Below are 17,784 nucleotides of genomic sequence, written 5' to 3'. Positions count from 1 at the left end.
CAACCAAAGCAGCGGGGTATTAAAACCCTATTATCTTGGCGGGGTATAAAACCCCGCCCTACATTATTTTCCGTAGGGCGGCATTTTATATGCCGCCACCGCTCATCCCCCGATACCATGGTGCCAACTTCTATACAAGAGTCCATTCCACATCAAAACCGTTATCGACAACAGATGCGATATGCCCGTCAAAATAATAATGCACAACATTTAATGCTTTGTTTTTGTAACTCACAATAATAGATTTGTCATTTAATATCTTTTCAATGCGGCAATCCGAAAGAGCGACTATCCCTTTGCCCGATGCTTTCAATACAGCTTCCTTGGATGTCCAGAAACGGAAAAACAAGATTTCTTTATCAAAATCCGAAAGCCCCCATTCCTTAGGGCCGGCAACTTTATCCATAAGAGCTTTTGAAACAGGCTTGATTTTCTCGATATCCAATCCTGTCGCTTTTTTAGAAACAACGCCCCCCACATATTCGCTTTTATGAGTAATAGACCAGAAATTCCCATCAAAAGGAACAGGAGCATCATTTTGATCTTTAATAAGAACTCCGGGAATTATTCCGCTTTTTTCGCATGAAAGTTTAAGCGCTAATCTTGCAAGGGTACTTAATGCTTTAACCTTATTTCTTCCTTTAAGATTTTTTTCTTGTTCCGGAACAGCTAAAATAACAGGATATATCGGCTTATTATTTGGCATCTTCTTTTCTTAGAATTATGCGGCAATCAGCTACTGTTGCGCCAAAGCCTTCTTCATGGACAAGAATTGGATTTATATCCATTTCCATAATTTCTTCATGGTTAATCGCCATTTCAGACAGACTGACGAATGCCTTGTTGAGTGATTCAAGATCGCAAATGGGTCTTCCCCTGAAACCTTTAAACAATTTGAATCCTTTTATCTGGCGAATCGCCCTTTTTGCTTCGTTTCTTTCCACCGGAGCAAGCCTGAACACAACATCCTGGAAAAGCTCAACAAAGATTCCTCCAAGCCCTACCATCATTAATGGTCCAAAAACAGGATAACGGTTCATGCCAAGAATCACCTCTGCACCTTTTTTTGCCATCTGCTGAATCAGTATGCCTGTGATCTTTGCCTTGCTGTCAAATTCCAAAGCTTTTTTAATTATATCATCAAATGTTTCCAATACTTCATTTCTATTATTAATTCCAAGTACCACACCACCTGCATCCGTTTTATGCAAAATATCCGGTGAAACAATTTTCATAGCCACAGGAAAAGTGATATTGTCTGCAATTTGTGCTGCCTCATCTTTTGTCGTGGCAAGTTTGGAAATCAGAGTTTTAAAACCATAGCATTCCAGCAATTCACTGCTTTCAAGTTCACCTAATTTATACTTTCCTTCTTCTATGCAGAGGGCAATGATTTCTTCTGCACGTTTTTTATCATGTTTCAAACTATATGGCGCTAATTCCTGCCGGTTTATCAAAGTGGAATATTTATAAAGCGCCCCAAGCGCTTTAGCGGCGTTTTCTGGAAATTTAAAAACAGGAATACCATGCTCCTGCAAATATTTAACACCTGCGGAAACATCAAAAATACCCATGAAACAGCAAAGTATAGGTTTGTCTGATCGCCTGGCGATTTTTGCTATTGCTTCCGCAGTACCAAGGGCGTTAGTCATTGACTGTGGAGTTAAAATTACAAGTGCTCCGTCAACACCCTCGTCTCTTGTCACAGCAGAAAGCGCATTTTCATATCTGTCTTGTGCTGCATCACCTATTACATCAACCGGGTTATGGATATTGGCAGTTGTAGGAAGATGACTTGCAAGTGCTTCAATCGTTTCTTCGGAAAATTTTGCAAGTCTTAAGCCGGAAGAAACCGTCATATCGGTAGCGACAATTCCGGGCCCGCCGGCATTTGTTACAATAGCAACTCTGTTACCGGCCGGAACTTTTCCTCTAAGCTTTCCCTGCTCATTTTCATTTTTAGACGCGAATGCACTTGAATAATCAAAAAGCTCATGAATTGAATCAACCCGGATAATACCGGATTGCTCAAAGATTGCATCATAAACAGCTTCTGTTCCCGCCAAAGCCCCGGTATGAGATGCTGCCGCCAAAGCCCCGGCTCCTGTGCGCCCTGACTTTATGGCTATAATCGGTGTCGGTCTCATATCGCCCAATGTGATTTTTTTTACTGCTTCAACAAATTCCGGTCCGCGCCGCAATTCTTCAAGATAGATCATTATTACTTCCGTATCTAAATCCTTATGAAGATATTTGAGAAGATCAAGCTCATCCACATCGGCCTTGTTTCCTATAGAAATAAATTTTGAAAAACCAAAATCCATATCTGCGGCAAAATCAAGTACGGCCGTACAAAGAGCACCACTTTGTGAAATAAAGGATACATTTCCGAATTTAGGCATGCGGGTTGAAAAACTTGCATTAAGTTTTACCAAAGGATTGGGGTTTATTACACCAAGGCAATTGGGACCTACCACCCTGACATTTGCCTTTCTACAGACAGATACTATTTCATTTTCTATTTCAAGCCCTTTGCCTCCGACCTCCCGAAAGCCTGCTGACACTATCACAAGCCCCTTTACATTTTTTTCTATTGCTTCATGGGCGGCTTTTAAGGCTGCAGCAGGAGGCAGGATAATCATAGCAAGATCAACCTCATCGGGTATGTCTGTTAAGGTGGGATAAGCCCTCACACACAAAACGGATTTGGCGCCCGGATTAACCGGATAAAGAACGCCCTTGAAACCGCCTTTTAAAATATTGGCAAAAATATCATGCCCGACTTTTCCCGGCGTGGTCGAAGCTCCAATTACGGCTACGGATTTTGGCGAAAAAATTGCTTCGAAGTTATCCATGGCGGTATCCTTTAAGTTTTTAAGTATACATAAATTATTTGAACGGATTTATAAAATTAACTGGATTTTCTCATGATTTTATGGAATTAATCAACTGTTTTCTTTATGAGTTTTCTTTATGAGGATTCTGAACCCTTACTATATAAGGTTTCTTGCTACAGAGACTGTGTCATAATAGAAATATCGACTCTTTTATCATTTCGAGCGAGAAACTGTGCAGCAATTCATTTTTGTGTCATTTCAAAGCGAAGCGAGAAATCTTTTATTTTTATTTCTTTCAGAGTCTAAAAATTTCTCGGCTATTGCCTCGAAACAACATTATTTTATGTTTGATAGCATCTTGGAATAAAATATTGCGGGAGATAAATGAGTAAACAGTCTTTTTTGATATATATCCACTTTCTGCTGTAAACTTTTGCTTCCTGCTATACGTACCAACCTGATGTTTGACAGATAAGGGATTATAAGTCATCATCTATCTGATTTTTTTCTTGATATAAGAAAAGGAGGCAGAGATGACGATTGGATATAGTGATCTTCAGCAGACGGAAATATTTTCTGATTTTAAGACTCCCGCCATTATGGCTCACCGTTATTATCAAATGCGATTACGATTTAACAAACATCCTGAAGGCTGTTTAGAAGTGCTGGGCAAGATTTTGAAGCGGCTGGGCCGGATGGACCTGCCGGGGAAGGATCAGGTGGAAGCCTATCTTCGTTACCTGACACTTGGCAACCGCAGACCGAGGACCCTGTATAGTCGCTTTGGAACTATTGTTCTTTTTCTTACCCTCTTAAGGGATAGCGGCCTGACATCTCTGGAAGCCATTACCCGAAGGGATGTGGAGGCGTTTATCGAGCACGAGCAGGACCGGGGGAATATGATTACGACAATCAGGACAAAGCTGGTAAATGTGCAAGCCTTCCTCCGCTATTTGCTGGAGGAAGGAATAGTCTCTGCAGAAATATTTGGCCGGAGGATACGGTTGCAGTTACCGGAGCGGCTGCCACGGGCGATGGACCCGGATGATCTGCGGCAGCTGCTTTTGGTTATTCAAAATGTCCGTAACCGAGCCATGATCCTGGTCTTGTTGAGAACAGGTATGCGGATCGGTGAACTACTCAATACCAAGATGGCCGACGTCTATCTCAAGGAGCGGAAAATAGAGGTTTACGAAGGAGAGAAGAATCGGTTGGGCAGGGTGGTCTATCTCAGTGATGATGCGGTCAGGGCTCTGCGGAAATGGTTAAAGCAAAGGTATCCTGGCGAGGAGTACCTGATCTACACTCGGACCGGCACTATGTCTTACAGCACCGCTCGGATGATCTTTCAGCGCTATCTGGTCAAGGCGGGATTAGCAGACAAAGGATATTCCCTGCATGCGCTTCGGCACACTTTTGCCACGGAGTTTCTTAACGCCGGCATGCGTCTGGAGTGTCTCCAGGTTTTGCTGGGTCACCGGAGCATTGAGCAGACGAGGCGTTATGCCCGACTGACCGATAAGACCCGGGAGGAAGAATATTTTAGAGCCATGTCGAAGATCGAAAGGAGGGATAGTCATGATCGATGTGATCCTGAATTGGCGGCGATTTATGAAGCGCAGGAACTTTTCACCCCATGCCGTGAAGAACTATCTGAATCTCATTAAACACTTTATCATCTGGCTGGATGTGCCGGTGGAGGAGGTGACATCCGCCACAGTATCACGCTACATTGAGCATATGATGAGGAAGAGGCTGGTGCCAAAGACGGTAAACTGCCACTTGAATGCTATCCGTCAGTTCTACCATTACCTGCGGGAAGATGAAGGGGTAACCATTGCCAACCCCATCAGGAAGAATCACTTCCAGAAGATGTCCAGACCTCTACCTCGATATCTGAGAGACGAACAGGTGGTCAGCCTCTTCAAGGTCATAAAAGGTGCACGTGACCGGGCCATGTTCATGCTTATGCTCCGATGCGGGTTACGAGTGGAAGAGGTAGCCAATCTAACCATAGGCGTCATAGATGTCAAACGCAAGACCATACTGGTCGAGGATGGCAAGGGTGGAAAAGATCGGGTTGTCTATATGAGCCATGATGTCCTTCAGGCCCTGGCGGCCTATCTGAGGGTACGGCCTCCCTCCAGGACCGGGAAGATCTTTCTATCGGAAAAGAAACCCTGCCAGGGACAGCCTATCTCCATCCGCGGCATACAGCGGCGCATGGAATTGTATGCTCGCCAAGCAAAACTCAAGGTGTCCTGTCACCATCTCCGGCACACTATGGCCACCCAACTGCTCAATGCCGATGCCGATCTCTGCACCATTCAGGATCTCTTGGGGCATAGCCATGTGAAAACCACTCAGCGGTACTGCTGGATCTCAAACATGAAAGTGCAGAGAGACTACTTCAAAGCTATGGAGGTGATCATGCAACAAACGGTTGGCACCCAAAATAATCCTTGACTAAAACATAAAACCATGAGATTGTTAAACAACATCTAACCCATTAACTTCAATAAGAAAATCAGATTTTAGTACGTATAGCTTCCTGTAAGAAATAGATCTAACATTTTCATGGAACTAGTAGATTTCTAACGCAAATCATGATATTGAATTTCGAAATTCAAAGGGTTTGATAATAAATTCAGTTCCATTTTGAATGACGCCAGTCCATAAATTTCAAAAATGTAAAGATGAACTTATTGATATTGATATGGTAAATAAGGGCCAAAAGCGGACCCCCATATTTTTTACTGACCAATTTTTACTAAGTCTGCCTGAGATACGCCAGCCATTCCGAATAATAAAAACAACAATGCAATCCCTGTTGAAATTTGTCTTTTCATTTTTATATTTTTCCTCTTTTAAATGTCTATCAAGACTATTTTTATGAAATTTTGCGTTTCAGCCTTATTATGCCCAGAAGGCCTGAACCTAAGAGCCAGAAAGCTGACGGGAGAGGTACTGACGATCCAGTTACGGTGAGTTTCAGACTGCCGGAATTATCTTGGAAAACGGTATCCATGATTCCGAACTGAACATAGCCATTACTGGACAGCGTAAAGGAAGCAAATAAATAAAAAGGCAGGAACTAAGTCAATAGTCCTGCCTTTAATGCCTGTTCATATTTTCATACTATTTTTTTCTTCTGCTAAAACCTGCCAGTCCTATAAGACCAGACCCCAGAAGCCAGGCAGCGCCAGGAATGGGGGTAGGGATAGCTGAATAAGGCTCCACTGTGATATTGAATATGCTTGCGCTTGCAGTGATCGAACCATCCAGGGCGTTGGTCTGACAGCGGGTAAAAAATGATACCCACTCATCGGGATTGACTATCGTTGAAAAATGATCGGAGCCCGACAGTTCATTCGAACTTCCTGACATCTCATATCCGGCATAGGCTGTGCTGAACAGCAGCCCCTCTACTTTGTTTGGGGTCGTAACATAGTCGAAACTGATCGTGTACGCACCTTCCGCAAGACCATAGATTGTGGCAGCGGCCGTTCCGCTGGATATGGTGCTGTGATATCCGATCAAACCGACTGCAATTGAGTTCACTGAAGCAGAAGTATCGCCTGACTGGGCATGTCCGTCAGCAAAGCTTACTACCGCATCTACACTGCCGGTCAATGGACCGTAGAATTGCTGATCTTGCGTTGATGTGCCATCAACAGACCAGATGACCTTTGAATACGCCTGACCATCGTAACTCCAATAAGATGCCGAAAACGCCTGGGATGCAGCACACACGAAGACCAAAGTAAAAAACACAATAACAAAAGCTAATCTTTTAGAAATCATCGCCCCCACCTCCTCTATATTTAAGTCCATTTACTTCCAATAAGTCCACTTCGTAAAAATAACAGCTCATTAGGCACAATTTTGGCTGGTTATAAATAGGGACTTGCTTTTAGTCAAGAACTTTTAGTCAAGAAGTATAAAAACAGGATTACTTTTCACCATCAAACTGCTTTTTTTCAAGGTCTCCTGCAATTTTTCATACAATCTCTGATATTTTTACAGACACACACTATTTGGATATAACTGTATAAAATGATTTGAGAATAGGGGTCAGGTCTATATTTGACCTTTACCGTTTACTTTTATATGAAAATAGAAGTCTTTGATCTAAATCATTTGCTTATAATCTTTCGTTTCACACCCGATCGAGAACCCGCGCCTTTTTTCTCAAATAGACTCGGTTTGAGTAAAACATGGATAGAACACTACCGGTTTGGGTTCCCGGGTGGTAGTAATGGGGACGTCTATGCTTTTATGCTTTACATATAGCAAAACCTATGATAGTTACCCCGTATGCCAAGGAAAGCAAGAATAGACTGTACTGGTGCATTGCATCACGTAATCATTCGGGGAATCGAACGACGAAAAATTTTCAGGTCTGATTTTGACCGGACAAATTTTTTGAACCGGCTTTCTGAGCTGATCCCTGAGACAAGAACGGATTGTTTTGCATGGGCTTTAATGACTAATCATGTGCATCTGTTACTAAGAACCGGGTTGGTTCCTATTTCAGTATTCATGAGCCGATTGCTAACCGGATATGCCGGTTGGTTTAATAAAAAGTATCGTCGGCATGGCCAGCTATTTCAAAACCGTTATAAATCTATCTTGTGTCAAGAAGACGTGTATTTAAAAGAGCTGGTGCGGTATATTCACTTGAACCCTCTAAGGGCGGGACTTGTCTCAAGCCTTGGTGAGCTGGACAAATATCTATGGTGCGGTCATCATGTATTAATGAGATCTCCGAAGGAAACATGGCAGAATATCAATTATATTTACGGTTTTTTCTCTGAGAAAAAAAGAGAAGCCCGGAAGATGTACCGGGATTTTGTTGGCAAGGGCATTTCTTTGGGGAACCGCCCTGATTTGACAGGAGGCGGACTATTAAGGAGTTCGGGCGGGTGGACCGCTCTCAAAGAATCTCGCAAAGCTGGAATTCGCCTTAAAGGTGATGAGCGTATTTTGGGCAATAGCGATTTTGTTGAAAATGTTCTCAAATCATCTGAAGAATCTTTTAAACAGAAATATGAATTAAAAGCCAGGGGCATTGATTTTGATGTTGTAAAAGAGCGCGTGGCTAAACTTCTGGGGATAAAGCCTGAAGAGGTCACTGCATGCGACAAATCCCCCCAAACAGTTCGAGCCAGGTCCCTGCTGTGCTTTTGGGCACATCGAAAACTTGGGATGAGCACAGTTGAAATTGCAGGTATATTAAACATGAGCCAGCCTGCGATTAGTCGTTCTTCGAGAAGGGGTGAAAAAATCGCAAGAGAAAATCGATTTGAGCTAACTAATAATGGGAACGCATAAAAGCATAGACGTTATCACCCATGGGCTTCGTTATGTTGTGCTAACTCACCCGGAGACTGGGCCTTGCTGTTTCTGTTCGTCGGCTCATAGCTTTGCAATCCGGCTTCCTTCAGACCTTTCCTCACTGAAACGCCCATGCCGGGCATACACAAAAGCAATGCACCCAATTGCTACGCTCCGGGTGATTTTATTCCCCCTCAACAAAATCTTGCCAGTACAAATAAAGTACGCTATATTGTACTAAATCTTGAATATAATGGAGGTGCAATATGCAACGACTAAAAATTGACCAGGATATCAAACCGTTATCTGAGGTAAGAACAGGTATTGCGAATTTCATCAAGCAAGTCCACGACACAAAAAGACCATTGATCATCACCCAACACGGAAAAGGTGTTGCCGTACTTATAGATGCCCAAGAGTATGAGGCAATACAGGAGAGACTTGACCTTCTTACAGATGTTCAAATAGCCTTAAACCAAATTGAGACCGGACACGGAATAAATCATGATGATGCAAAAGAAAATGTCTTGAGGCGAATCCAAAAATGAAGATAATCTGGTCACCGCTGGCTATAGATAGGGTCACTGAAATCGCAGCATACATCGCTCAGGACAAGCCTTCAGCAGCAGAAAAATGGGTTGATACAATATTTTCAAAAGTTGCGCAGCTAAAATCTTCCCCTGCGCTAGGTAGGATTGTGCCTGAAATTTCAAACGATCAATTCAGAGAGCTAATTTACGGAAATTACCGCATCATTTATCGTATTGAAAAGAACCAAATATCTATTCTCACAATTAGACATGGCAAGCAGATATTGCCAGTAGAAGAAATTATGGAATAAGGAAGATAGGGGTCACCCATTAAAGGGTTCGTCAAGAGAAAAAACACACCCCTATTAAAAAAGATGGTCTCTTTTTTAAATGACGTGAAAACAGGGACGTTATTAGATTATTAAGTTTCATTTATAATAGTATATTAACGGAGATCGACTGAGGATTAATTTTGAGTACAGAGGAACATAGGGACATTAGGTTGTTGAGTTTTGTTGATAATAGAGAGAAAGTAATGGGACGCTTTTACGTTTTTAAGTTCATATAGCTCTCATTGCCATTCTAACTTTCTGATTTATAGTTAAATACTAACAGCGTCCCATTACTACAAGGGTACTAAACTTGCCCCGGCTATTGTTATTATATGTTATTTTATACATTGACTTTATGATATAATATGTTATATATTTTTCATGAATGAGATCATTTAGCATAACCAAGCGCGCAAACAAATGAAAAAGATTCCCATTCATTACCGGGAGGCAATCCATAACAGCGTGGATCAGTTGGCGAATTTTCCAAAATGCAAACAGCTTGATATTTCTGAACTGAAGGATCACCGTTATGATTATCGCCTGAGAGTGGGCCGATATCGAGTGCTCTTTAATTATGCCAACATCGTTAAAATTATAGAAATACAAGAGGTTAAAAAACGAGATGAGCGTACGTACTGATCCTCAAATCATTTCACAAAACGGCAAACCCGCTTTTGCAGTTATTCCTTGGAGTGAATACCAGGCTCTAATTCATAAACAGGTCGAGCCTGATGAATCCGATGTCTGGTTTCCAAATGAGGTTGTAAAGGCCAATGTTCGAGGTGAAGGTTTAATCAAGGCATGGCGGGAATATTTTAAACTTACCCAGGCAGAATTGGCCACCAAAGCAGGAATGAAGCAATCAGCCTTAGCAAGGATAGAAAGTGGTAATGCCAGCCCAAGAAAAACCACATTGTCAAAACTATCAGAAGCAATGGGAATTAGTGTCGAGCAATTAATAGATTGACAATGACGGCAGATCCAGTCACTGGTGCCGACCCAAAAAGCCGGGTGGCACAGTTTCACCGTTACTCTCTTTCCATCCGTAATAAACATTTTTCAAAGAATCCGGTAGTATTTGTTTGGTAGGTGAATTATTGTTTTCAAGGGAAAAAAGTTTATTAAAATGGCTTCTTTTCTGTTCTCAATTGGAGATATTTTTATATACCAAAGTTTTTTTCATGTAAACTAATAGCAGATATCCCTTTGTAACTTACTAAGAGTTCATTAAAAAGAGATCGAATTACATAATTAATTATGAGTCGAGTACCTTATGGCCCTGTGAGTGGATGGGGAAGAGGAAGGCGAATATAAGGCATTTAATTAAATGCCAGCTTTTCTTAAATGGTATTTTATGGTATGCTTTTCAAAAAGTCGAAAAGGGGGTAATAATGAAACAATATAAAGTGGTTGTCGAAAAGCATTCTGATGGATATGTTGCCTATCCCTTGGGAATCAAGGGGATTGTAGTTGGACAAGGGGATACCTATGAAGAAGCTTTGTCAGACGTAAAGTCTGCAATCCGTTTCCATATCGAAACCTTTGGAGACAAAGACCTTGATATTGAGCCGCCTATTCTTGAGGCATTTGTTGCCGAAGCCGGGATTTAACGTTAATGTCTAAATTTCCCACAGACGCACCAAAACGAAATGTTGTAAGAACTTTGGAGATATTGGGTTTTCGTATAGTTCGCGAAAGGGAACATATTTCTATGGTACGAGAAAATCCGGACGGCAGTAAAACCCCTTTGACTATGCCAAATCATACTAAAATAAAGGCTTCTACTTTAAGGACAATCTGCACACAAGATAGCCTATCACGAGACGATTTCATAAAAACATACGAAAAAACATGACGGCAGCCTTTCGCAATATCGGATAGAATTCAAGATAAGTTTCTATAAAATGTTTATTTCTCTTGGCACTGAAATCAGCGAGCGAGAAGATTCCAGGGTTTCATTGTTTTTATTTTATGACAGGAAACAGGGGTCACATCCTGGATAGTGAATACTGACTTAGTATTTTAAATTTATTGTTATTAAATGAGATTGAGACTGATTTTTCTTATATTCTTTCACCGCAGTTCATAACTAAATTTACTACTGAGCCACTTTCAAAACGTTTCACTTTGGTCAAGATATCTACTTGAACAAAGTGATTCTAAGGGCAAAAAGAGGTTATATAACTTATAACAAAATCACACATAAGGAGTTTAATTCTTACAAGTCGGCCGAATTGATTAAAATGATTCCCGGCTCCGTAATGCTGAAGGAAGAACCTCTTACATATCCAAAAAACTGCATAATCATATGGGTGGGAAATGGCGCCGGAGATCTAAAGTAAATCGATATGTGTTTGCCAATAGAAGATCTATAGTCACGTCAGTTTATAGCGGAGTTGAGTTGTTCAGCGCTTTTGTTTTGTTTATGTTTTTTCCAGCTTATTTATTATAAACGACTTAAAAGAATTGGCATCCTTAAAATTAACTGCTACTCCGACAACAATCAGATCAACAGGAAAATTAAACCTGCCTTCCATTCTGGCAAAATCTTTTTCAGTTGTCATAACAAGTTCTGCACTTAGATATTTTGCCGATTGCGCAATTCTATTAATATCATAATCACTATAGTAGTAATGATCTTCAAATCCAAAGAAATCCAGAATTTCACATTTAAAATCTTTAATAGTTTTTTTAAAGCGCTCATTTCCAGCTATTCCGGAAAAAGCCACAACTTTTTTCCCAGCCAGCCAATAATAATCATTTGATACTTTATTTCTAAAAAGAGTTATACAATCGTCTTTACTTTCTTTGCCTGCATTAAAATAATAAGAAGAATTGTATGTTTCAAAAACAACACAGCTTTTTGAAATACTTTCAAGCAAATCTAATGTTTTGGTATTATCTGAAGATTCTCCTGTAAGAATAAATGTATCGGCTCTTTTAACTGATTTAACCGGTTCTCTCAAAATTCCTCTTGGAACAAGATGAAAATTACCGAAAGGTCGCCTGTGGTCTAAAAGAAGAATATTAATATCACGAAAAAGTTTAATATGCTGAAACCCGTCATCTAATAAAATAATATCAACATTAAAATCTTTTATGGCTATTAAACCTGATTCATATCTGTTTTGGCCTACTAAAACAGGGATATTTTCCAGTTTCGCTGCTATCATAAAAGGTTCATCACCGGATAGTTCAGGCCCAATAAACACTTTTGTACCGTTGCTTACAATTCCCCCTTTTTTTTCATATTTCCCCCTGTATCCTCTGCTAACAACTGCAACTTTATATCCGAGACCGGCCAGCATTTGGGCAAGATATATTGTCATAGGCGTTTTTCCTGTTCCGCCAACTGTTATATTGCCAACAGAGATAATCTTGCAGGAAAGTTTTTTTTGCTTAAATATACTTTTTTTGTATAAAGCAATTCTTACTTTGATCAGGAGACCGTATATAACTGAGAAAATATACAGCAAAGGTTCTATGGAGAAAAACCGGGGTTTCCCTTCGGAATACATAATTTCTTCAATTTTCTTTTTAAACATATTCATGGGAAAAACTCTGGAATTCGAATATTTTACTCGGCATTAAGAAGCGTAAACACACCAAACGCTAAAAATACAAGATTCGGAATCAGGGCGGCAACCAAGGGATTAAGGAAGCCTCCCTCGCCAAGTGAAATACAGAAACCAAAAAAAACCCAATAAGCAAAAGCTGCGCATATTCCATATACAATATTTACAGGCAGGCTTTCTTTAACCTGTAGCCTGAAAGCTATTCCCGTACCCACAAAACACATGATTATACAAATAAAGGGAAAAGAAAGTTTTGCATAAAAATCTGTCCGGTAACCTGTTGCATCATACCCTTCGGACTCGATTTTTTTTACATATTTAAAAAGCTCGGCAGCACTCATGGCTTCTGATTTAACAGCTACTATTCCTATGTCTTCCGGTGAAATATCGAGATGTTCAACAAGTTGTTTATGAAATGATATTTTGCTGTTATTCTTATCAAGCTTCTGCTCAATAATACCATATAATGTCCAGTTTCCTTTATATAAAAAAACTCCCTTTTCACAGTCAATTCTTCTCACCATCCTAAAATTATCATCAAAGAAATAGAGAGTAATGCCATGGATAGTCTTTGTTGATGAATCAAAATATTCTATGTGCGATATTAAGTGATACCCCTTTATCCATATGTCTTTTTCTTTCAGGGTCACAGCGTGTTTTTTCCGGTTTGCCTGAGCCCATATTTTTTCCACCTTATTTTGCGTTATGGGAACAACCACCTCTGACAGGAAAATAGTAATAAAAAAGGAAATCACACCTAATAAAAGTATAGATCTTAAAAGATAATATATACTGATTCCACCACTTTTTAGTGCCACGACTTCGTTATTTTTACTCATCAGGCCAAATGTTACAAGAATAGCCAGTAAAAAACTAAGAGGAATAAATTGTGCAACCGGCATTTTCGAAATAAAACAAAAAAATGCCTTTGGAAGGGAAAGACCGGATTCAAAAAAGATATCTGTTTCATCAAAAAAATCCACTACAATATATATCCCTATAATTGCAGCTATAATGATACAAAAGTATTTAATAGTCTCCTTTGTTAAATATCTATCTATTATGGACATAAATTGATCTTCTCTTTAGCTCATCTTTCTTTAATAAAGTGTAATTTTATTCTTTCTAATAAATCAACAACAGCAAAAAAATTGACAGGCCGTTCTTTTGCTGTTCTTATAAAAAGGTATATGCCTATACTGCCTATAAATATATTTGGAACCCACATCCCTATAAGGGGGGGATAGAATCTGCTTTCTCCTAATGCATACCCAAGCGAAAGAATAAGATAATAAAGCAAGAAAAAAATAATGCCAAGCCCAAGGCCAAATGATCGTGTTGCCGACTTTAACTGAGTGCCAAGTGCTACTGAAAGAATCCCCAAAACAAAACATGCAAAAGGGATAGAAAATTTCTTATGAAGTTCAAAAAGTGCATCATAATCTTTTGAGTTTTTATTTTTGAAATTATCAATGTAATCTAATAGTTCATTAAAATACATCTTTTTTTCGTCTTTTCTTTGACCTTTTTTCTCTATTTCTGAAAAAGCGTTCTTTAGATCAAGATTAATATCATATGTGTTAAAACCAATGGAATTGACCGATTTATTTTTTGGACCAACCTGATTTATAAATCCATCGAAAAGTCTTATTCTGAAAGATAATGTCTCTTTTTCAAAAAGCATAACTCCTCTTGGAGCAATAATTGTGCTTCCCATATCTTCAGAACGGCCATCTTCTATAAAAATATCTATCAGCTCATTATTTTTCAGATCAATTCTATTAACATAAAGCATAACATTTTTAAAATTATCGTTAAAAGTTCTCTCTTTAAGTCCTATTTCAAAATTTGTCTGTGCGATTTCCATTGTAAGTTTTTCGATTGATAATCTTCCCCAGGGCATTGCATAAAAAGTAATCAACGCAGTTAATATACAACCAATAAGACAAAAGGTAAGCACCGGGGGAAGCAAGCCGTAAATACTTATTCCACCTGTTTTTAAAGCAATTATTTCATTATCACTTGAAAACCGTAAAAAAGTCAGAAGAACTGCCATCATAACAGACATCGGAATTACAAAGATTAGAAAATTAGGGATAATATAAATAAGCATAAGCCCGATTTTAGGCAGACTCATGTTATAATTTACAACAAGATTGGTTATGAACAGTATTTTTGCCATCAAAAACAGGAAAGTAAAAAATAACGTATTGATAGCAAAAGGCGATACCATTTCTTTAAATAGATATCTGCTTACAATAGAATTAATCTTCATGCTGTTTCGCCGACACCGAACTGCGTCTGATATAGTTTGTAATACTCACCTTCTTTAGCCATGAGTTCTTCGTGTTTGCCTTCCTCCACAATACGACCGCCAATGATCACAACGATTCTGTTTGCATATCCTATTGTAGACAACCTGTGCGCAATAATAAATGTGGTTCGGCCTTTCATCAGATTTTCAAGCGCTTTTTGAACCAATCTTTCAGATTCTGTATCAAGCGAAGAAGTTGCTTCATCTAAAATTAAAATGGGCGCATCTTTTATTAAAGCCCTTGCTATGCACATTCTCTGTTTCTCGCCGCCTGAAAGTCGTGAACCAAGTTCACCAAGCGAAGTATCAAATTGTTTGGGGAAACCCTGGATAAAATCATATGCATATGCGGCTTTAGAGGCCGATTCTATTTCCGTATCGGATGCATCCCAGCTGCCATAGGCAATATTGTTTCTAACGGTGTCATTAAAAAGTATCGGCTCCTGTGTTACTATCGCGATCTGGTCACGAAGAGATGGCATTGAAATTTTTCGGATATCAATACCATTTATAGATATTGATCCTTCGGCAACATCGTAAAATCTTGGGATAAGGTTTACCAGAGAGGTTTTGCCCCCCCCGCTCATACCTACAAGCGCAATTATTTCTCCGGGCTTAACATTCAGATTGATATTTTTTAATACCAACAGGTCATCATATTTGAAAGATACATTATCAAATACTACATTATGGGGTTTACGCTCCAGTTTAACCGGATTGTCAATTTCTTTGATTTCAGTTTCTATTTCAATGATATCAAATATTCTGTCTGCAGCAGCCAAACCCTGTTGCAATTGATTGTTAAGCTTGCTTATTTTTTTTACCGGATCATACAACATAACAACAGCTGCAAGAAAAGAAACAAAAGTACCTGTTGTATACACTCCGGAAATAACCCTTGATCCGCCATACCATATAACAAAAGCTATTCCCATTCCTCCAAGAAACTCCATTATGGGAGAAGAAAGCGCTTCTGCTCTTGTTTCTTTCATTTCCAGTTTAAACAGTTTAAGCGTTTTATCAGCGAAACGTTTTTTTTCATAATTTTCCATTCCGAATGCTTTTACTATTTTATTTCCGGAAAATGTTTCATGAAGGAAAGAGCTGATATCCGCTATTGATATATAGCGTTTCGAGCTGACCTTTCTGACTTTTTTACCTATATATACGACAGGATAAAATGCGAGCGGCAATATGATAAAAGCAAATAATGCAAGATCCCAGATCTGGTAAAATATTACAAAAACAAGACCTGCAATTGTAAAACAATCCTTAAACGAAGTTGTAACAAGAGAAGAAACCATAGATCTTATCGTAGCCACATCATTTAAAACGCGGGACATTAATGTTCCGGTTGTTTCTTTATGGAAAAAAGCAAGAGAAAGATCCTGTATATGATCATACAACCGGTTACGCAAACGCATAATGATGCCCTTGCCTACCCTGCTCATAAGATATTCCTGCCCGTACATACCAAGACCACGTGCAAAATATACTAAAATAACTGCAATAGGAATTAGTTTAAGCATACGTAAATCTTTATTGATAAAGACATCATCCAATGCCGGCTTTATTAAATATGCCGAAGCTGCAGTACTGCCTGCCACTACTAAAAGACAGAGTGATGCCAGTAAAAGCGTAAACCAGCTTTCTTTCACAAGTTTTAATATTTCAATATGTCTTGATTTGATATTTATTTTAAATATTTTTTTATTGCTCATTTATATTGACCCTTGTTTTGATAATTGCAGCATTGCTAAAGCTATATCAGCCACTCGCCCTGAAGCTCCGGCGCCTCCAAGTATATCTCTGATGCCGATAAGTTCGTTTCTCATTTTTTTAAGTTCATCAGGATTATTAAGCATGTTTAATGCTTCTTTCGCAATGTTTTCGGCAGTTGCATCATTTTGTATCAATTCAGGAACCAGCTCTTTTTCTGCAATAAGATTAACAAGACAAATATTTGAAACCTTAATAAGCGCTTTTCCAAACAGATAGCTAACAGGAGAAACCTTGTAAATTATTATCATGGGAACAGCTGCAAGAGCTGCCTCAAGTGTGACTGTTCCGGAAGCTGCAATAATAAGTGAGCAGTTTTTAAAAATTTTTTCGGTTCCTTGTACAATAATATTTTTGTCAAAAAACCCTTGCTCCTTTATTATTTTTTCAACATATTGCCTTTCAACCGTGGAAGCAAGAGAAACGGTTATTTCAATATTTTCCATTCTTTGCTTAATCAATGAAGCAGCCTCAAGCATTACTGGCAAGTGTTTTGCAATCTCCTTGTCACGTGATCCTGGCAGAAGGCCTATTGATTTAATATCTGTATTGTCATTGTATTCAGAAGTAAATACTTCTCCATCTAGCAATGGGTGGCCTACATATGTTACCGGAATAGCGTGTTTTCTGAAAAAGTCTTTCTCGAAAGGAAGTATTACAGCCAGATGATTTACAAGCTTCTTCAATTTCTTCACCCGGCCCTGTCTCCATGCCCAAACCTGTGGGCTGATATAATACAAAACAGGTATGCCAAGTTTTTTCGCAGCAGCAGCAATTTTAAGATTAAAATCCGGGAAATCAATTAATATGAGAAGATCGGGTTTTAATTCTTTAAGAGCTTTTTTGGCATCGGCTATGGCTTTAATAAGAGAAAATATCTTGGATATAACTTCGGTTATTCCAACTACAGACAGGGTTGAGGCATCCCTGATAATTTTCACCCCATTTTCTTTTAGTAAATTCCCTCCGATACCAAAAAAAAACAACCCCGGATTGTTTTCCTTCATTGCTTTTACGAGTCGGGAACCGTGAATATCACCGGATGCTTCTCCTGCAATTATCATAACACTTTTCTCG

General features: G+C 39.2%; 18 protein-coding genes. 9 read left to right on the top strand and 9 right to left on the bottom strand.

Annotation, left to right across the window (positions count from 1 at the left end; all coding sequences use genetic code 11):
- Positions 1-130: 130 nt before the first annotated feature.
- Both KKC46_21230 and KKC46_21225 read right to left on the bottom strand, forming a co-directional pair.
- Positions 131-706, bottom strand: a complete 576-nt coding sequence (locus KKC46_21230; GenBank protein ID MBU1056324.1) for a 4'-phosphopantetheinyl transferase superfamily protein — start codon at positions 704-706, stop codon at positions 131-133.
- Positions 696-2,855, bottom strand: coding sequence for an acetate--CoA ligase family protein (locus KKC46_21225; GenBank protein ID MBU1056323.1), 2,160 nt, complete (start codon positions 2,853-2,855; stop codon positions 696-698). The genes KKC46_21230 and KKC46_21225 overlap by 11 nt, the downstream gene beginning before the upstream one ends.
- A 515-nt stretch (positions 2,856-3,370) precedes the next feature.
- Between KKC46_21225 and KKC46_21220 the strand changes: the two genes are divergently transcribed.
- Together KKC46_21220 and KKC46_21215 are read left to right on the top strand one after the other, a co-directional pair.
- Positions 3,371-4,504 carry a tyrosine-type recombinase/integrase gene (locus KKC46_21220; GenBank protein ID MBU1056322.1) on the top strand — a complete coding sequence of 378 codons (1,134 nt, stop codon included), beginning with the start codon at positions 3,371-3,373 and terminating at the stop codon, positions 4,502-4,504.
- Positions 4,416-5,303 carry a tyrosine-type recombinase/integrase gene (locus KKC46_21215; protein ID MBU1056321.1) on the top strand — a complete coding sequence of 296 codons (888 nt, stop codon included), beginning with the start codon at positions 4,416-4,418 and terminating at the stop codon, positions 5,301-5,303. Before KKC46_21220 ends, KKC46_21215 begins: the two co-directional genes overlap by 89 nt.
- A 424-nt stretch (positions 5,304-5,727) precedes the next feature.
- Here the strand turns inward: KKC46_21215 and KKC46_21210 are convergent, their stop codons facing one another.
- Entirely contained in the window at positions 5,728-5,865 is a 138-nt protein-coding gene (locus KKC46_21210) for a PEP-CTERM sorting domain-containing protein (GenBank protein ID MBU1056320.1), read from the bottom strand.
- Positions 5,866-5,975: 110 nt separating this feature from the next.
- Positions 5,976-6,599, bottom strand: a complete 624-nt coding sequence (locus tag KKC46_21205) for a VPLPA-CTERM sorting domain-containing protein (GenBank protein MBU1056319.1) — start codon at positions 6,597-6,599, stop codon at positions 5,976-5,978.
- Positions 6,600-7,154: 555 nt separating this feature from the next.
- Between KKC46_21205 and KKC46_21200 the strand changes: the two genes are divergently transcribed.
- From KKC46_21200 to KKC46_21170, 7 genes are all read left to right on the top strand, one after another.
- Positions 7,155-8,171 (top strand): transposase, encoded by a 1,017-nt coding sequence (locus KKC46_21200; protein MBU1056318.1) that lies wholly within the window; start codon positions 7,155-7,157, stop codon positions 8,169-8,171.
- 269 nt (positions 8,172-8,440) lie between these two features.
- Complete coding sequence (locus tag KKC46_21195) at positions 8,441-8,722, top strand: type II toxin-antitoxin system Phd/YefM family antitoxin (protein MBU1056317.1); 282 nt, start codon at positions 8,441-8,443, stop codon at positions 8,720-8,722.
- Complete coding sequence (locus KKC46_21190; GenBank protein ID MBU1056316.1) at positions 8,719-9,015, top strand: type II toxin-antitoxin system RelE/ParE family toxin; 297 nt, start codon at positions 8,719-8,721, stop codon at positions 9,013-9,015. The genes KKC46_21195 and KKC46_21190 overlap by 4 nt, the downstream gene beginning before the upstream one ends.
- A gap of 441 nt (positions 9,016-9,456) precedes the next feature.
- Positions 9,457-9,678, top strand: coding sequence for a type II toxin-antitoxin system RelE/ParE family toxin (locus KKC46_21185; GenBank protein ID MBU1056315.1), 222 nt, complete (start codon positions 9,457-9,459; stop codon positions 9,676-9,678).
- Positions 9,662-10,006 carry a type II toxin-antitoxin system prevent-host-death family antitoxin gene (locus tag KKC46_21180; protein MBU1056314.1) on the top strand — a complete coding sequence of 115 codons (345 nt, stop codon included), beginning with the start codon at positions 9,662-9,664 and terminating at the stop codon, positions 10,004-10,006. Before KKC46_21185 ends, KKC46_21180 begins: the two co-directional genes overlap by 17 nt.
- Before the next feature lie 424 nt (positions 10,007-10,430).
- Positions 10,431-10,649, top strand: coding sequence for a type II toxin-antitoxin system HicB family antitoxin (locus tag KKC46_21175; protein ID MBU1056313.1), 219 nt, complete (start codon positions 10,431-10,433; stop codon positions 10,647-10,649).
- Positions 10,650-10,654: 5 nt separating this feature from the next.
- Positions 10,655-10,894, top strand: coding sequence for a type II toxin-antitoxin system HicA family toxin (locus KKC46_21170; GenBank protein ID MBU1056312.1), 240 nt, complete (start codon positions 10,655-10,657; stop codon positions 10,892-10,894).
- 568 nt (positions 10,895-11,462) lie between these two features.
- Here KKC46_21170 and lpxK read toward each other — a convergent pair.
- Genes lpxK through lpxB form a run of 5 tightly spaced genes read right to left on the bottom strand, consistent with a single transcriptional unit; the run spans position 11,463 to position 17,771 of the window.
- Positions 11,463-12,590, bottom strand: a complete 1,128-nt coding sequence (gene lpxK / locus KKC46_21165) for a tetraacyldisaccharide 4'-kinase (protein ID MBU1056311.1) — start codon at positions 12,588-12,590, stop codon at positions 11,463-11,465.
- A gap of 26 nt (positions 12,591-12,616) precedes the next feature.
- Entirely contained in the window at positions 12,617-13,684 is a 1,068-nt protein-coding gene (lptG, locus tag KKC46_21160; GenBank protein ID MBU1056310.1) for an LPS export ABC transporter permease LptG, read from the bottom strand.
- Positions 13,685-13,704: 20 nt separating this feature from the next.
- Positions 13,705-14,889 carry an LPS export ABC transporter permease LptF gene (gene lptF / locus KKC46_21155; GenBank protein ID MBU1056309.1) on the bottom strand — a complete coding sequence of 395 codons (1,185 nt, stop codon included), beginning with the start codon at positions 14,887-14,889 and terminating at the stop codon, positions 13,705-13,707.
- Positions 14,886-16,649 carry an ABC transporter ATP-binding protein/permease gene (locus KKC46_21150; GenBank protein MBU1056308.1) on the bottom strand — a complete coding sequence of 588 codons (1,764 nt, stop codon included), beginning with the start codon at positions 16,647-16,649 and terminating at the stop codon, positions 14,886-14,888. The genes lptF and KKC46_21150 overlap by 4 nt, the downstream gene beginning before the upstream one ends.
- Positions 16,650-17,771, bottom strand: a complete 1,122-nt coding sequence (lpxB, locus tag KKC46_21145) for a lipid-A-disaccharide synthase (protein ID MBU1056307.1) — start codon at positions 17,769-17,771, stop codon at positions 16,650-16,652.
- Positions 17,772-17,784 lie beyond the last annotated feature (13 nt).

The sequence above is a fragment of the Pseudomonadota bacterium genome (assembly GCA_018817425.1).
Lineage (GTDB): Bacteria > Desulfobacterota > Desulfobacteria > Desulfobacterales > RPRI01 > RPRI01.
The sequence above is the reverse complement of the archived record's forward strand: the minus strand, read 5'-3'. Positions and strand labels throughout refer to the sequence as shown.

Bases quoted from the DNA above. Each gene is read 5' to 3' on its own strand.
- KKC46_21210 (MBU1056320.1), bottom strand. From the start codon at position 5,865: ATGGATACCGTTTTCCAAGATAATTCCGGCAGTCTGAAACTCACCGTA.
- KKC46_21180 (MBU1056314.1), top strand. From the start codon at position 9,662: ATGAGCGTACGTACTGATCCTCAAATCATTTCACAAAACGGCAAACCC.
- lpxB (MBU1056307.1), bottom strand. From the start codon at position 17,771: ATGATAATTGCAGGAGAAGCATCCGGTGATATTCACGGTTCCCGACTC.
- lptG (MBU1056310.1), bottom strand. From the start codon at position 13,684: ATGTCCATAATAGATAGATATTTAACAAAGGAGACTATTAAATACTTT.
- KKC46_21215 (MBU1056321.1), top strand. From the start codon at position 4,416: ATGATCGATGTGATCCTGAATTGGCGGCGATTTATGAAGCGCAGGAAC.
- lptF (MBU1056309.1), bottom strand. From the start codon at position 14,889: ATGAAGATTAATTCTATTGTAAGCAGATATCTATTTAAAGAAATGGTA.
- KKC46_21195 (MBU1056317.1), top strand. From the start codon at position 8,441: ATGCAACGACTAAAAATTGACCAGGATATCAAACCGTTATCTGAGGTA.
- KKC46_21175 (MBU1056313.1), top strand. From the start codon at position 10,431: ATGAAACAATATAAAGTGGTTGTCGAAAAGCATTCTGATGGATATGTT.
- KKC46_21170 (MBU1056312.1), top strand. From the start codon at position 10,655: ATGTCTAAATTTCCCACAGACGCACCAAAACGAAATGTTGTAAGAACT.
- KKC46_21230 (MBU1056324.1), bottom strand. From the start codon at position 706: ATGCCAAATAATAAGCCGATATATCCTGTTATTTTAGCTGTTCCGGAA.
- KKC46_21190 (MBU1056316.1), top strand. From the start codon at position 8,719: ATGAAGATAATCTGGTCACCGCTGGCTATAGATAGGGTCACTGAAATC.
- KKC46_21220 (MBU1056322.1), top strand. From the start codon at position 3,371: ATGACGATTGGATATAGTGATCTTCAGCAGACGGAAATATTTTCTGAT.
- KKC46_21200 (MBU1056318.1), top strand. From the start codon at position 7,155: ATGCCAAGGAAAGCAAGAATAGACTGTACTGGTGCATTGCATCACGTA.
- KKC46_21150 (MBU1056308.1), bottom strand. From the start codon at position 16,649: ATGAGCAATAAAAAAATATTTAAAATAAATATCAAATCAAGACATATT.
- lpxK (MBU1056311.1), bottom strand. From the start codon at position 12,590: ATGAATATGTTTAAAAAGAAAATTGAAGAAATTATGTATTCCGAAGGG.
- KKC46_21225 (MBU1056323.1), bottom strand. From the start codon at position 2,855: ATGGATAACTTCGAAGCAATTTTTTCGCCAAAATCCGTAGCCGTAATT.
- KKC46_21185 (MBU1056315.1), top strand. From the start codon at position 9,457: ATGAAAAAGATTCCCATTCATTACCGGGAGGCAATCCATAACAGCGTG.